The organism is Frankia sp. ACN1ag, from assembly GCF_001414035.1.
GTDB classification, from domain to species: Bacteria; Actinomycetota; Actinomycetes; order Frankiales; family Frankiaceae; genus Frankia; species Frankia torreyi.
Genome location: NZ_LJPA01000019.1, coordinates 57,492 through 70,191, shown reverse-complemented (window position 1 = coordinate 70,191; position 12,700 = coordinate 57,492). Strand labels below are relative to the sequence as shown.

General features: G+C 75.5%; 8 protein-coding genes and 2 pseudogenes. 7 read left to right on the top strand and 3 right to left on the bottom strand.

From position 1 onward, the window contains the following. The first annotated feature begins 259 nt into the window (after nucleotides 1-259). Nucleotides 260-1,444, top strand: a complete 1,185-nt coding sequence (locus tag UK82_RS18160; RefSeq protein WP_055408305.1) for a Ku protein — start codon at nucleotides 260-262, stop codon at nucleotides 1,442-1,444. Nucleotides 1,445-1,533: 89 nt separating this feature from the next. Here UK82_RS18160 and UK82_RS18155 read toward each other — a convergent pair whose 3' ends face one another. Further along, nucleotides 1,534-1,737: a CsbD family protein gene (locus tag UK82_RS18155; RefSeq protein WP_044888312.1), complete on the bottom strand. Its 204-nt coding sequence runs from the start codon at nucleotides 1,735-1,737 to the stop codon at nucleotides 1,534-1,536. A gap of 204 nt (nucleotides 1,738-1,941) precedes the next feature. On the opposite strand from UK82_RS18155, the pseudogene UK82_RS38465 reads away from it, so the two are divergent. The 3 genes and pseudogenes from UK82_RS38465 to UK82_RS18145 form a co-directional block, all read left to right on the top strand. After that, nucleotides 1,942-2,354: pseudogene (locus UK82_RS38465) on the top strand (ThiF family adenylyltransferase); the annotation flags it as partial. Between the two features lies 1 nt (nucleotide 2,355). Then, the coding region (locus UK82_RS38460; RefSeq protein WP_236706086.1) for a ThiF family adenylyltransferase at nucleotides 2,356-3,114 on the top strand (759 nt) is incomplete at its 5' end. A 98-nt stretch (nucleotides 3,115-3,212) separates the two neighbouring features. After that, the gene (locus UK82_RS18145) at nucleotides 3,213-3,638 is read left to right on the top strand and encodes an MGMT family protein (RefSeq protein ID WP_044888304.1); all 426 of its coding nucleotides are present in this window, start codon (nucleotides 3,213-3,215) and stop codon (nucleotides 3,636-3,638) included. Here UK82_RS18145 and UK82_RS18140 read toward each other — a convergent pair. Further along, on the bottom strand, nucleotides 3,605-4,354 hold the full coding sequence (locus tag UK82_RS18140; RefSeq protein WP_044888305.1) for an SDR family NAD(P)-dependent oxidoreductase: 750 nt from the start codon (nucleotides 4,352-4,354) through the stop codon (nucleotides 3,605-3,607). The two genes, UK82_RS18145 and UK82_RS18140, sit on opposite strands and share 34 nt — an antisense overlap. A gap of 74 nt (nucleotides 4,355-4,428) precedes the next feature. On the opposite strand from UK82_RS18140, the pseudogene UK82_RS18135 reads away from it, so the two are divergent. From UK82_RS18135 to UK82_RS18130, 3 genes and pseudogenes are all read left to right on the top strand, one after another. Beyond that, nucleotides 4,429-7,279, top strand: a pseudogene (locus UK82_RS18135) (UvrD-helicase domain-containing protein); the annotation flags it as partial. Between the two features lies 1 nt (nucleotide 7,280). Further along, a partial coding sequence (locus tag UK82_RS38455; protein ID WP_236706084.1) for a PD-(D/E)XK nuclease family protein occupies nucleotides 7,281-7,839 on the top strand: 559 nt, incomplete at its 5' end. After that, on the top strand, nucleotides 7,836-11,333 hold the full coding sequence (locus UK82_RS18130) for an ATP-dependent DNA helicase (protein ID WP_055408297.1): 3,498 nt from the start codon (nucleotides 7,836-7,838) through the stop codon (nucleotides 11,331-11,333). The genes UK82_RS38455 and UK82_RS18130, both read left to right, overlap by 4 nt. Here the strand turns inward: UK82_RS18130 and UK82_RS18125 are convergent. Further along, the gene (locus UK82_RS18125) at nucleotides 11,324-12,571 is read right to left on the bottom strand and encodes a MerR family transcriptional regulator (protein WP_044888307.1); all 1,248 of its coding nucleotides are present in this window, start codon (nucleotides 12,569-12,571) and stop codon (nucleotides 11,324-11,326) included. The two genes, UK82_RS18130 and UK82_RS18125, sit on opposite strands and share 10 nt — an antisense overlap. Nucleotides 12,572-12,700 lie beyond the last annotated feature (129 nt).

The following is a 12,700-nucleotide window of genomic DNA, read 5'->3' as shown; positions in this document are numbered from 1 at the left end:
TCGTCCGCGGTGAAGGCCAGATCCTCGGGGCGCCAGCAGTCGCGCATGTCCGCCCGAACCCACTGTCCCGGGCACGCCCCCCTCACCCCTTCCGGCCGGTGCCGACGGCGGCGACCCGGCGTCGGCCGCGCGGTGTCCCGCTGGCGATCCGTCGTGCCCACGGTCGCGTCTGCTGATAACTTCGGGCGTTTCCCTCATCTGGCTTACTCGTGGGCGTCCAGTGGGTCACCATGGTGGGTAGTCGACGTGAGGGGCGAACATGCGTTCGATCTGGAAGGGTGTGATCTCCTTCGGCCTGGTGTCGATCCCGGTCCGGCTCTACTCCGCGACGCAGGAGCGGGATGTCGCATTTCACCAGGTCAGGCGCTCGGATGGCTCCCGCGTGCGGTATCGCCGGGTGGCGGAGGCCGACGGGGACGAGGTCAACTACGCCGACATCGCCAAGGGCTACGAGCTGCCGGACGGCCAGACCGTCGTGCTCACCGACGAGGACTTCGCGAACCTGCCGTTGTCCACCTCCCGGGCGATCGACGTGCTGGAGTTCGTCCCGCTGGAGCAGGTCGACCCGATCTACTTCGCCAAGAGCTACTACATCGAACCGGACCGCACCGGCGCGAAGCCCTACGTCCTGTTGCGCGACGCGCTCGCCGAATCGGGCCGCGTCGCGCTGGTGAAGATAGCTCTGCGTCAGCGCGAGCAGCTCGCGACGCTCCGGGTGCGCGACGGCGTCTTCGTCCTGGAGACGATGATCTGGCCGGACGAGGTGCGCGAGCCGGACTTCCCGTTCCTGGACGAGGACGTCGAGGTGCGCCCGCAGGAGCTGGCGATGGCCGCCTCGCTGATCGCCACCCTCGCCGCCGACTTCGACCCCACCCGGTTCACCGACCAGTACCGGGAGGCGCTGCAGTCGGTGATCGACGCCAAGATCGCCGGCCGTGCGGTGGTCAGCCCGCCCGCCAGCCCGCAGCAGGAGCCGGTCGGGGACCTGATGGCCACGCTGCGTGCGAGTATCGCCGCGGCCCGCCGGGACCACCCGGACGGTGCCGGCGCCGAGGAGCCCTCCGCCGAGGAGCCCTCCGCCGCCGAGCCTGCCGAGGAGAAGGTCCCGCCGAGGGCGAGGAGCGCGGCGCCGAAGGCTGCGTCGGCGAGGACCACGGCCGTCGAGGCCACGCCTGCCAAGGCCACCGCAGCCAAGGCGGCGCCAGCCAAGGCCACGCCAGCCAAGGCTTCCCCCGCTGAGGCCACGCCTGCCAAGGCACAGCCTGCCAAGGCGGCGCCGTCCAAGGGCACAGCCGTCAGGGGCGCGTCCGTTAAGGGCACGTCGGTCAGGAGCACGTCGGTCAAGGGCGCGTCCGCCCATGGTGATGGTGCGGCTGCCAAGGGGGCCGCGAAGTCGAAGGCGACGCCCCCACGCGGCGCCGCGCCCACCCGGCGCTCGGCCTGATCGGGCCGAGTGGGCCTCTGCCGGGTGGGCCTCTGCGGGGCCAGCAGGGGCGCTTCTGATGGGACGAAGGGGACTTCTGCGGCCCTGCGCTAGCGCCGGAAGGTGTCCTTGGCCTTCTCGCCGGTGTCGCGCAGGTCGGCGACTCCGCGCTCGCCCCTGCCCTCGGCCCGCAGGTCACGGTTGTCGGTGGCCTTCCCGGCCGTCTCCTTGCCCCGTCCTCGCAGCTCGTCCACCTTGTTCCTGACCTTGTCAACGAAGGACACCGCACTCAACTCCCCACGGGGTGTGGTCATCAGGTCATCGTCGGTGTACCCCGGGGGTCCGGGGAACACGCCGGGGGTGCCGGACGCTGCACCGAAGGGAGTCGTTCCGGGCGAGGTCCGCGGGCCGAAGCGGCGGTGGGNGCACGCGGATCCGGCGCGGGATGACTCATTCCCGACGAGGCCGCGCGCCGTTGTGGCATCGTCGAAGAACGACACCGAACGCGAGGAGCAAGCGTGTCCCTTCCGCCCCTGGTCGACCCCGCCGAGGGCCTGACCGTCGACGAGGTTCGCCGGTACTCCAGGCATCTGATCATCCCGGATGTCGCCATGGACGGCCAGAAGCGGCTGAAGAACGCCAGGGTGCTGGCGGTCGGCGCCGGCGGACTCGGCTCGCCGACCCTGATGTACCTGGCGGCCGCGGGCGTCGGAACGCTCGGCATCGTGGAGTTCGACACCGTCGACGAGTCGAATCTGCAGCGCCAGATCATCCATGGCCAGTCCGACATCGGCCGGTCGAAGGCCGAGTCGGCGCGGGACTCGGTCCTGAACATCAACCCGTACGTCAATGTGGTCCTGCACGAGACCCGGCTGGACACCTCCAACGTGATGGAGATCTTCAGCCAGTACGACCTCATCGTCGACGGGACNGACAACTTCGCCACCCGGTACCTGGTCAACGACGCGGCCGTCCTGCTCGGCAAGCCGTACGTCTGGGGCTCCATCTACCGGTTCGACGGCCAGGCCAGCGTCTTCTGGGCGGATCACGGTCCGTGCTACCGCTGCCTCTACCCGGAGCCCCCGCCCCCCGGGATGGTCCCGTCCTGCGCCGAGGGCGGCGTGCTCGGCGTGCTGTGCGCGTCGATCGCGTCCATCCAGACCACCGAGGCGATCAAGCTGCTGACCGGGATCGGCGACCCGCTGGTCGGCCGGCTGATGGTCTACGACGCCCTCGAGATGACCTACCGGTCGATCAAGGTCCGCAAGGATCCGGAATGCCCGCTCTGCGGGAAGAACCCGACGATCACCGAGCTGATCGACTACGAGGCGTTCTGTGGCGTCGTCTCCGAGGAGGCCCAGCTCGCGGCCGCCGGCTCCACGATCACCGCGAGCGAGCTCAAGGGCTGGCTGGACGGCGGCGAGCCGATCGAGCTGGTCGACGTCCGCGAGCCGGCCGAGTGGGAGATCGTCCGGATCCCCGGCGCCCGGCTGATCCCGAAGGGCGACCTGCCGGCCCACCTGGCCGAGCTGCCCCAGGACCGGCGCGTGGTCGTCTACTGCAAGTCCGGGGTGCGCTCCGCCGAGGCGCTCGCGACGCTCAAGGGCGCCGGGTTCTCCTCGGCCGTGCACGTCCAGGGCGGCGTGACGGCCTGGGCCACCCAGGTCGACAAGTCCCTGCCGGTCTACTGAGTCGTGGGCTGGTCCGTCACCGGCGTGGGCCGGCCCGCGGGGATGGCCGGATTCGCAGGGCCGGCCAGGTTGTCGTGGCCCGAGCATCGCCGGTCGTGATGAGCCGGCCCCGCGCCCGGCGCGACGCGCCGCCGGCAAGCCTGTCCGCCGGGCTCGGCACTCGGCTCCGCCTCGGCGGGGCCGAGCCGAGCCCGCACGCGGTCGAGGTGCTCGACGCGGTCGCCCGGATCCCCCCGGGCAAGGTGATGACGTACGGCGACGTCGCCGAGTACGTCGGTGCGGGCACCGGCCGGACCGTCGGCGCGGCGCTCTCCCGCTACGCGGACGACGACCTGCCGTGGCACCGGGTCATCCGGGCGAGCGGCGAACCGAATCCGGCCGCGCCGGCCGAGGCGCTGCGCCGGCTCGCCGCCGACCGCACCCCGCTGTCGGCCGACGGCGAGCGGGTCGACCTCGCCGCCGCCCGCTGGGACGGCCGCCCGGCCGCTGATCAGCGGGCGGACAGGCCGCCGTCGGCGAGATAGACGCTGCCGGTCACCAGCGACGCCCGGTCGGACAGTAGGAACACGGCCACCTCGGCGACCTCCTCGGCGGTGCCGAGCCGGTTGATCGGCGCCAGCAGCGCCGCGCCGCGCTGGCGGCGCCCGTCGACGTGCAGCAGCGGCGTGTCGATGAAGCCGGGCGCGACCGCGTTGACCCGGATCCGCCGCGTCGCGTACTCCAGGGCCGCGGTCTTGGTCAGCCCGATCACGCCGTGCTTCGCGGCGACGTACGGCGCGGACCCGGCGAAGCCGACCGTGCCGAACACCGAGGCCATGTTGACGATCGAGCCGCCGTCGCCGCCGTGCAGCATCGCCGTGATCTCGGCGCGCATGCTGTAGAAGACCCCGGACAGGTTGACGTCGAGCACCCGCTGCCAGTCCTCGGCGGGAGTGGTCCCGACCGGCTCGCGCCCGGCGGTGACGCCGGCGTTGTTCACCGCCAGATCGAGTCGCCCGAAGGTGCCGACGGCGGCCTGCACCGCCCGTTCGAGCGCGTCCGGATCGGTGACGTCGGCTTCCAGCGCGATCGCCGCCCCGCCGTCCCGTTCGATCTGCGCCGCCACCTCCTTGACGCCGTCCGGGTGGCGATCCGTGACGACAACCTGGGCGCCCGCGCTCGCCAGCCGGCGGGCGCAGGCGGCGCCGATGCCGGATCCCGCCCCGGTCACAAGAGCGACCTTCCCGCTTAATTCGGTCATGACCGATGACAGTGCCACGCGCCGGCCCGCCCGTGCACGCGACCTCACCCCGGCCCACCCCCGCGCGGCGTGGCATGGTCGGGAGCCGCTGCGAGGCTGTCGGACCCGCATGGTGTGCTGTCGGGGTGGTTGCCGCACCTGCCCCCGCCGCGCCCGCCGGCCACCGGCTCGTCCCGACGCCGGTCGCGCCGCCGCGCCCGTTCGTCGCCGACGCGGCGCAGCGCCGGGTCATCGAGCACCCGGGCGGCCCGCTGCTGGTGCTCGCCGGCCCCGGAACGGGCAAGACGGCCACGCTGGTAGAGGCGGTCGCCGCCCGGATCGAGGCCGGGGTGGACCCGCGGTCGATCCTGGTCCTCACCTTCAGCCGCCGGGCCGCGGGCGAGCTGCGCGAGCGGATCACCGCCCGGTTGGGCCCCGGTGGCTCCGGTGGCGCCGAGGCCGGTGGCGGGGGCGGCCCGGGGGTGTGGACCTTCCACGCCTGGTGCCTGGCGCTGCTGCGAGCGCACGATCGGCCGGCGCCGCAGGGGGGGTTCCGGCTGCTGTCGGGCCCGGAGCGGGACAGCCGGCTTCGGGAGCTCATCGAGGGCTCGCGTGAGGACGGCCATCCCGTCTGGCCGCCGCAGCTCGCCCGCGCCCTGGGCACCCGCGGCTTCACCGAGGAGGTGCGGGCACTGCTGGCGCGGGCCCGCGAGGTCGGTCTGGAGCCCGTGGGCCTGGCCCAGCTCGCCCGGCGCACCGACCGGCCGGACTGGGCCGCCCTCGCCGAGTTCTACCAGATGTACCTCGACGTGTTCGGCTTCGAAGGCGCGCTCGACTACGCCGACCTGGTGCACCGGGCCGTCGTCGTCGCCGAGGGCGCCGAGGCGGGTGAGGCGCTGCGCGCCCGCTACCAGCACGTCTTCGTCGACGAGTACCAGGACACCGACCCGGCGCAGGAGCGGCTGCTGCGCGCGGTCGCCGGTGGCGGGCGTGACCTGGTCGTGTTCGGCGATCCCGACCAGTCCATCTATGCCTTCCGGGGGGCGGAGGTCGCCGGCCTGCTCGACTTCCCCCAGCGATTCGGCGCGCCGGGACGCGGCGCCGGCGCGCCGATCGTCGCGCTGCGCACCGGTCGGCGGATGGCGCCCGCCCCGCTGCAGGCGAGCCGGCACGTGGCCCGGCGGATCCCGGCCGCCGGGCTCCCGGTGGCCGAGATCCGGGCGCACCGCGACCTGATCGGGCGCACCGATCTCGGCGCGGGCCGGGTCCAGGCCCGGACCTACCAGAGTGCCGGCGCGGAGGCGGAGGCCGTCGCCGACCTGCTGCGCCGCGAGCACCTGGAGAACGCCACCCCCTGGCCCGCGATGGCGGTCCTCGTCCGCACCGCGGACCGGATCGCCCGGCTGCGCCGGGTGCTGACCGCCGCGGGCGTGCCGGTCAGCGTCGACGGCGACGACCTGCCCGTCGCGCAGGAACCGGCCGCGGCGCTGCTGCTGCTGGCGTTGCGCTGTGCGGACGATCCCACCGGGGCGCTCACCGTCGATGCCGCCCGTACCCTGCTCACCTCCCCGCTCGGCGGGGCGGACCCGGCGGGCCTGCGCGAGCTGGGCCGCGCGCTGCGTGCCTTCGATCGCGATGCCGGCGCCGGGCAGCCCGCCGCGTCGGCCGAGCTGGTCCGCGAGGCCGTCGCCGAGCCGGACCGCTGGCTGGTGCGCGTCGCCGACCCGGTCGCCCGGCCCGCCCGCCGGGTCGGCGACCTGCTCGTGGTGGCCCGCCGGGCGCTGCGGGAGCCGGCCGGCTCGCCCGAGCAGGCGCTGTGGGCGCTGTGGTCCGCCAGCGGCTGGCAGCAGGAGCTGGTGGCGGCGTCGGCGGCCGGCGGGGCGGCGGGGCGCGCGGCCGACCGCGACCTCGACGCGGTGGTGGCCCTGTTCGACGCCGTCGCCCGCCTCGCCCAGCGGCGCGGCACCGGCGCCGCCTCGCTGGTCGACGAGCTGGGCCGCCAGCAGATCGCCGCCGACGCCATCGCGCCGGTGGGGGAGGACGCCCGCCGCCGCGGCGTGCGGCTGCTGACCGCGCACCGCGCCAAGGGCCTGGAGTGGGACGTCGTCGCCGTCTGCGGGGTCCAGGACGGGATCTGGCCGGACCTGCGGGAGCGGCATTCGCTGCTCGGTGCGGAACAGCTCGACGCGCCCGCCCGCGGTGGCCTGCGCCCGCCGCTGACTCGCCAGGATCTGCTCGCCGACGAGCGCCGACTGTTCTACGTCGCGCTCACCCGGGCCCGGCGGCGCCTGCTGGTCACCGCCGTCAACAGCCCGGACGACGACGGCAGCCTGCCCAGCCGGCTGCTCGACGAGCTCGGGGTCGCCGTCGAGAACGTCCCCGGCCGCCCGGCCCGGCCGTTGACCCTCGTCGGCCTCGTCGCGACGCTGCGCCGGCTGGCGACCGAGCCGACGTCCAGCCCGGCCCTGCGCGCCGCCGCCCGCCGCCGCCTCGCCGCCCTCGCCGCCGCCCGCGACGATGCCCACCGCCCGCTCGTCCCCGCCGCGCACCCGACCACCTGGTGGGGTCTGCTCGACGTGACCGACTCCGACGTGCCGGTCGTCGCGCCGGGCGCGCCCCTGCGGCTGTCCGGTTCGTCACTGTCGAGCATCGGCACCTGCTCGTTGCGGTGGTTCCTGGAGCACGAGGCGCACGCGGTCACCGTCGCCTCCACCGCGCAGGGCTTCGGCAAGGTGGTGCACGCCCTCGCCGACGAGGTCACCACCGGGCGCACCCCGGCGGACCTCGCCGCCCTCGACGCCCGGCTCGACACCGTCTGGCGGCATCTCGACTACGAGGCCCGCTGGCGCAGCGACCAGGAGCGGGCCGCCGCCCGGGAGGCGCTGGCCCGTTTCCTGGCCTGGCACGCCGGCGAGCGCGGGCGCCGGGTCATCGACGCGGAGGTCCNGTTCACCTGCCGGCTCCAGGTCGCGGGGCGCGAGGTGATGCTGCGCGGATTCATCGACCGGCTGGAGCTCGACGACGCCGGCCGGGTGCACGTCATCGACTTCAAGACCGGCCGCAGCGCGCCCGGCCGCGCCGAGCTCGCCACCCACCCCCAGCTCGGCAGCTACCAGCTCGCCGTGCGGACTGGCGCCCTCGATGCGGCGATCGCCGCGGCCAGTCCCGCTGCCGGTCGCCCCGGCGCTGTCGATCCGGCCGCTGTCGATCCGGCCGTGGCGGATCCCGCGGTGCCCGGCGGCGCCGAGCTCGTCCAGCTTCGCCGCGACGCCGGGGGCGCCGGCGTCGGGCCCCGCCTGCCCGGCGAGGCGCCCGGCCCGCCCGAGGTCCAGGCGCAGGAGGCGCTGCCCGCCGAGGGACCCACCTGGATGGACGATGTCCTCGGTGAGGCGGTGCGCACCATCGACGCGGAGGCGTTCCGGCCGACCCCGGGCGAGCACTGCACGATGTGCACGTTCCAGACGAGCTGCCCCGCTCGACCCGAGGGACGGCAGGTGATCGAGTGAACGCGGCCGGATCCGGTCATCCTCGTCCACCGGGTGGCCGGGGCCACCTGGGAGCCGGCGGGACGGCGTCCCGGCAGCCGTTCCTGCCCGGGTTCGGCGGCGATCCCGGCGGCGACGCCGACGGCACTCCCGCCGGTCCCCGGCTCGACCCGGCGGACCTGCGCGATCTGCTCGAGGTCCCGTACACCGACGAGCAGATCGCCGCCGCGACCGCCCCCCTGGAGCCGGGAGTGATCGTCGCCGGCGCCGGCTCCGGGAAGACCTCGGTGATGGCGGCCCGGGTGGTCTGGCTCGTCGCGACCCGCCAGGTGCGCGCGGAGCAGGTGCTCGGGTTGACCTTCACCACCAAGGCGGCCGGGGAACTGGCCGGCCGGGTGCGCCTGGCGCTGCGCAAGGCGGGCGCCGCCGACCCCGGCGGCTGGTCGGGCGCGCCCGGATCGGCTGGCGACGCCGAGGTGGACGGCGAGCCCACCGTCGCCACCTACCACGCCTTCGCCGGGCGACTCGTCGTCGACAACGCGCTGCGCCTCGGCCTCGAACCGGACATCCAGCTGCTGTCCGGGGCGGCGCGCTACCAGCTCGCCGCGCGGGTGGCCCGCGCCTACGGCGGCCCGGTGCAGGCGCTGACCCGGTCGCTGGGCGCCGTCGTCGGCGAGCTGGTCGCGCTCGACGCGGAGATGAGCGAGCACCTCATCGACCCGGCGAAGCTCGTCGCGTTCGACACCGCCTTCCTCGAGGAGGTGCTGGCCGCCTTGGACGCCGCCGGCGGTCGGCGGGGCACCAAGGGCGTACAGGAGCGGCTGCGCCGGTTCGCGGCCGCCGCCCGGGGGCGCTCGGAGCTCGCCGCGCTCGTGGCCGACTACCGGGCCGCCCGCCGCGAGCGGGACGTGCTGGACTTCGGCGACCAGGTCACCTACGCGGCCCGCCTCGCCGAGACGATGCCGGAGGTCGGCCGCGCCGAGCGGGCCCGGGCCGCCGTCGTCCTGCTCGACGAGTACCAGGACACCTCGGTGGCCCAGCGCCGCATGCTCACCGGCCTGTTCGGCGGCGGCCACCCGGTCACCGCCGTCGGCGACCCGTGCCAGGCGATCTACGGCTGGCGTGGGGCGTCGGTGGCGAACCTCGACCACTTCCCGACCCACTTCCCGCGTGCCGACGGCCGGCCGGCCGGCGTCTACGAGCTGTCGGTGAACCAGCGCAGCGGTGGCCGGCTGCTCGACCTCGCCAACACGGTGGCGGCCCAGTTGCGCGTGCGCCACCGGGTCGTCGAGCTGCGCCCGCGGGCAGACGTCGCCGACCGTGGCGAGACGGTCGTGGCCCTGCACGCGAGCTGGGCCGACGAGGTGGCCTGGATCGCCGGCCGGCTGCGCGCGGTGGTCGACGCGGGCACCGGCCCCGGCGACATCGCCGTCCTCGTCCGAGCCCGCGGGGACATCCCGCCGCTGCTGACCGCGTTGCAGGCCGTCGGGCTGCCGGTCGAGGTCGTCGGGCTGACCGGCCTGCTCACCGTGCCGGAGGTCGCCGAGATCGTGGCGGTGCTGGAGGTCCTCGACGCGCCCACGGCGAACGCCGCGCTCGTCCGCCTGCTCACCGGCCCGCGGGTGCGCCTCGGCGCCCGCGACCTCGCCGCGCTCGGCCGCCACGCCCGCGAGGTCGTCCGCCCCCCCGCGCCGGACGCCCATGCCCAGCCCGCCGCCGACCTGAGCCGCGCCCAAGGAGTGCCCGCTGCCCGCCCCGGCGACGCCGCAGCCGCCGGCTCGCCGCCCGCCGACGTCGAGCCCGACCCGCCGGGGCGGGCCGATCCGCTGGCCGCCGCGGTGGCCGACGTCGACCCGGCGGACGTGGTCGCCCTCTCCGACGTCCTCGACGATCCCGGCCCGGAGATGTCCGCCGAGGGCCGTCTGCGGGTGCGCCGGCTGGCCGCCGAGATCGCCGAGCTGCGCGCCCACGTCGGCGAGGGCCTGCTCGACCTGCTGCACCGCGTCGTCGCCACGATCGGGCTGGACGTGGAGCTCACCGCCACCGAGGCGGCCGTGTGCGCCCGCCGCCAGGAGAACGTCGCGGCCTTCCTCGACGTCGCCGCCGACTTCACCGACCCGGATGGGACGACCTCCCTGCACGCCTTCCTCGGCTTCCTGCGGGCTGCCCGGGAGCACGAGCGGGGCCTCGACGTCACCGGCCCGTCCGGGGCGGACGCGATCGCCCTGATGACGATGCACCGCTCCAAGGGCCTGGAATGGGAGGTCGTCGCCGTGCCGAACCTCAGCGAGCGGGTCTTCCCCGACGTCACCGTCCGGGATCAGTGGACGACCTCGCCCGGCGTGCTGCCCGTGCCGCTGCGCGGCGACGCCGCGGACCTGCCCGCCTTCGAGGTCTCCGACCAGAAGGCGGACCTCGACGCCTTCACGGCCGAGGTCCGCGCCTACGCCGAGCGGGAAGAGCGCCGGCTCGCCTACGTCGCGGTGACCCGGGCGAAGTCGCTGCTGTTCGCCAGCGGGCACTGGTGGGGGCCGGCGCAGAAGCGCCCGCGCGGAGCGTCGGTCTTCCTGACGGAGCTCGCCGAGCACGCCCGCGGCGGCGGCGGGCGGGTCGACGCCTGGGCCCCGCGGCCCGAGGAGAAGTCGAACCCGGCGCTGGCCATCCCACGCCAGTTCGCCTGGCCGATCCCCTACGAACCCGAGCCGTTCGCCCGCCGCGTCGAGGCGGCCCGCGACGTCCTCGCCCGGCTCGCCGCGGCGCTCACCCCGCCCCCGCTCGGGGCGGGCGTCCCGGCGGACCCGGCGGACCCGGCGGACTCGGCCGGCGCCGAGCCGCCCGGGCTCACCGCGGCCGAGCGGGCGCTGCTGGCCGAGCTCGACCGCGAGTCGGAGCTGCTGCTCGCCGAGGAGCGGGCCGCCCGCGTCCCGCAGCTCGACGTACCGATGCCGGCGAACCTCACCGCGTCCGAGATCGTCCGGCTTCAGGCCGATCCGGCGGCGTTCGCCCGGGAGCTCGTCCGCCCGCTGCCGCGTCAGCCGGTCGCGGCGGCCCGCCGCGGCAGTCGCTTCCACGCCTGGGTGGAGGAACTGTTCGACCACCGGGCGCTGATCGACGCCGAGGACCTGCCCGGTGCTCAGGACGCCGAGCTCACCGACGACGACCTGCGCTCGCTGCAGGAGGCGTTCCTGCGGACCCCGTACGGCTCGCGCCGGCCCGCCGCGATCGAGGAGGCCTTCGAGCTCCCTCTCGCCGGGCGGATCGTGCGCGGCCGCATCGACGCCGTCTACGACCTCGGCGGCGGCCGATGGGAGGTTGTCGACTGGAAGACCGGCCAGTCGCCCGCCGACGACCTCCAGCTCGCCGTCTACCGGCTGGCCTGGGCCCGGTTGCGCGGCGTCGACCCGAGCGCCGTCGACGCCGCCTTCCTCTATGTCCGCACCGGGGCCGTCGTCCGTCCGCCCCTGGTCACCGAGGACGAACTCGCTGCGCTGCTCGTCGCCCCCGATCACGGATAGGCGCGCGCCCTGCCCGCGGACGCGGCCTCGGCGCCCTCGCCGGTCGGGATGACGTCGGCCACCACGCAACTGACGTTGTCCGCGCCGCCGGAGCCGTTCGCCAGGGCGACGAGCTCGCGGACCGCCTGCTCCGGCTCGGTCGCCGTCACCAGCACCCGGCGCACCTCCGCCGCCGGCACCGCACCGGACAGTCCGTCGGAGCACAGCAGGTAACGGTCGCCACGGCGCACCTCGCGCAGCCCGATGTCGGGGAAGGTCGCCGCGCTGCCGTCCAGCGCGCGCAGCAGGAGCAGCCGCTGCGGGTGGGTCGCCGCCTCCTCCGGGCGAAGGCGCCCGTCCTCGACCATCGACCGGACGAACGTGTGGTCGTGGGTGATCTGCCGCAGCTCACCGCCGCGCAGCAGGTAGGCCCGCGAGTCGCCGATGTGGACGAGCGCCAGGGCCGAGCCGGTCCACAGCAGGGCGGTCAGCGTCGTCCCGACCGCGTGCGCTGCCGCGTCGGCGTCGGCATCGGGGCTGGGGCTGGGGCCGGGGACGGCGTCGGGGCCGGGGCCGGGGCCGACAAGCTCCCGGACGGCCCGGTTCGCCCGCGCGACCGCGTCGGCGAGGAAGCCGAGCAGCTCCCCGGGCGGCACGGGGGTGGCCTCCAGTCGGGCCACGGCGTCGACGGCTGCCGCACCGGCCGCGGCGCCGCCGGCACCGAAGCCGTCCGCGACGGCGAGCACGGTGGAGCCGGCGTGCACCGCATCCTGGTTGCTCGGCCGGACGAGGCCCCGGTCCGTCAACGCGGCGTGTCGCAGTGTCAGCAGGGCGCCGGGAAGAGCGGCGGATGCGGGTGTGGCGGGTGCGGGGGTCGCGGTTGTGGCTGCGGTCGGGGTGAACGGGTGCGGGTCGGACATGTCGACAGCCCTTCGAGACAGGTGTTCGACGAGGACGGCGGCCAGGTCGCGGCGGGCGGCGGTGTCGGCCTCGGTCTCGGCCCAGAACACGCCCACCTCGCGGGCCGCGGCGGGCCCGTCGAGTTCGTGGACCCGCCGGATGCGCGCGAGCGGCATCCCGAGCCGGCGCAACCAGGCCACCAGCCGGGCCTGTTCGAGCTGCTCCGGCGCGTAGCGGCGGTAGCCCGTCACTGCGTCGACCTGCCGCGGACGGAGCAACCCGAGCTCGTCGTAGAGCCGAAGCGCCTTCGGGGACAATCGGCTCAGCCGGGCGAACTCCCCGATCGTCAGCAGAGCCATCGCTACCGCCTCCTCGGCCCAGGGCCTTCCTCGGCCCAGGGCCTTCCTCGTACCGGGCACGGCGCCCGGCTGCGGCCATGCTTCGGCCTGCCCATGGGGCAAGGTCAACCGTCGGCGCGATCGCAGCGG

Coding starts and splice junctions, on each gene's coding strand:
- UK82_RS18160 (WP_055408305.1), top strand. CDS start 260: ATGCGTTCGATCTGGAAGGGTGTGATCTCCTTCGGCCTGGTGTCGATC.
- UK82_RS18155 (WP_044888312.1), bottom strand. CDS start 1,737: ATGACCACACCCCGTGGGGAGTTGAGTGCGGTGTCCTTCGTTGACAAG.
- UK82_RS18145 (WP_044888304.1), top strand. CDS start 3,213: ATGAGCCGGCCCCGCGCCCGGCGCGACGCGCCGCCGGCAAGCCTGTCC.
- UK82_RS18140 (WP_044888305.1), bottom strand. CDS start 4,354: ATGACCGAATTAAGCGGGAAGGTCGCTCTTGTGACCGGGGCGGGATCC.
- UK82_RS18125 (WP_044888307.1), bottom strand. CDS start 12,571: ATGGCTCTGCTGACGATCGGGGAGTTCGCCCGGCTGAGCCGATTGTCC.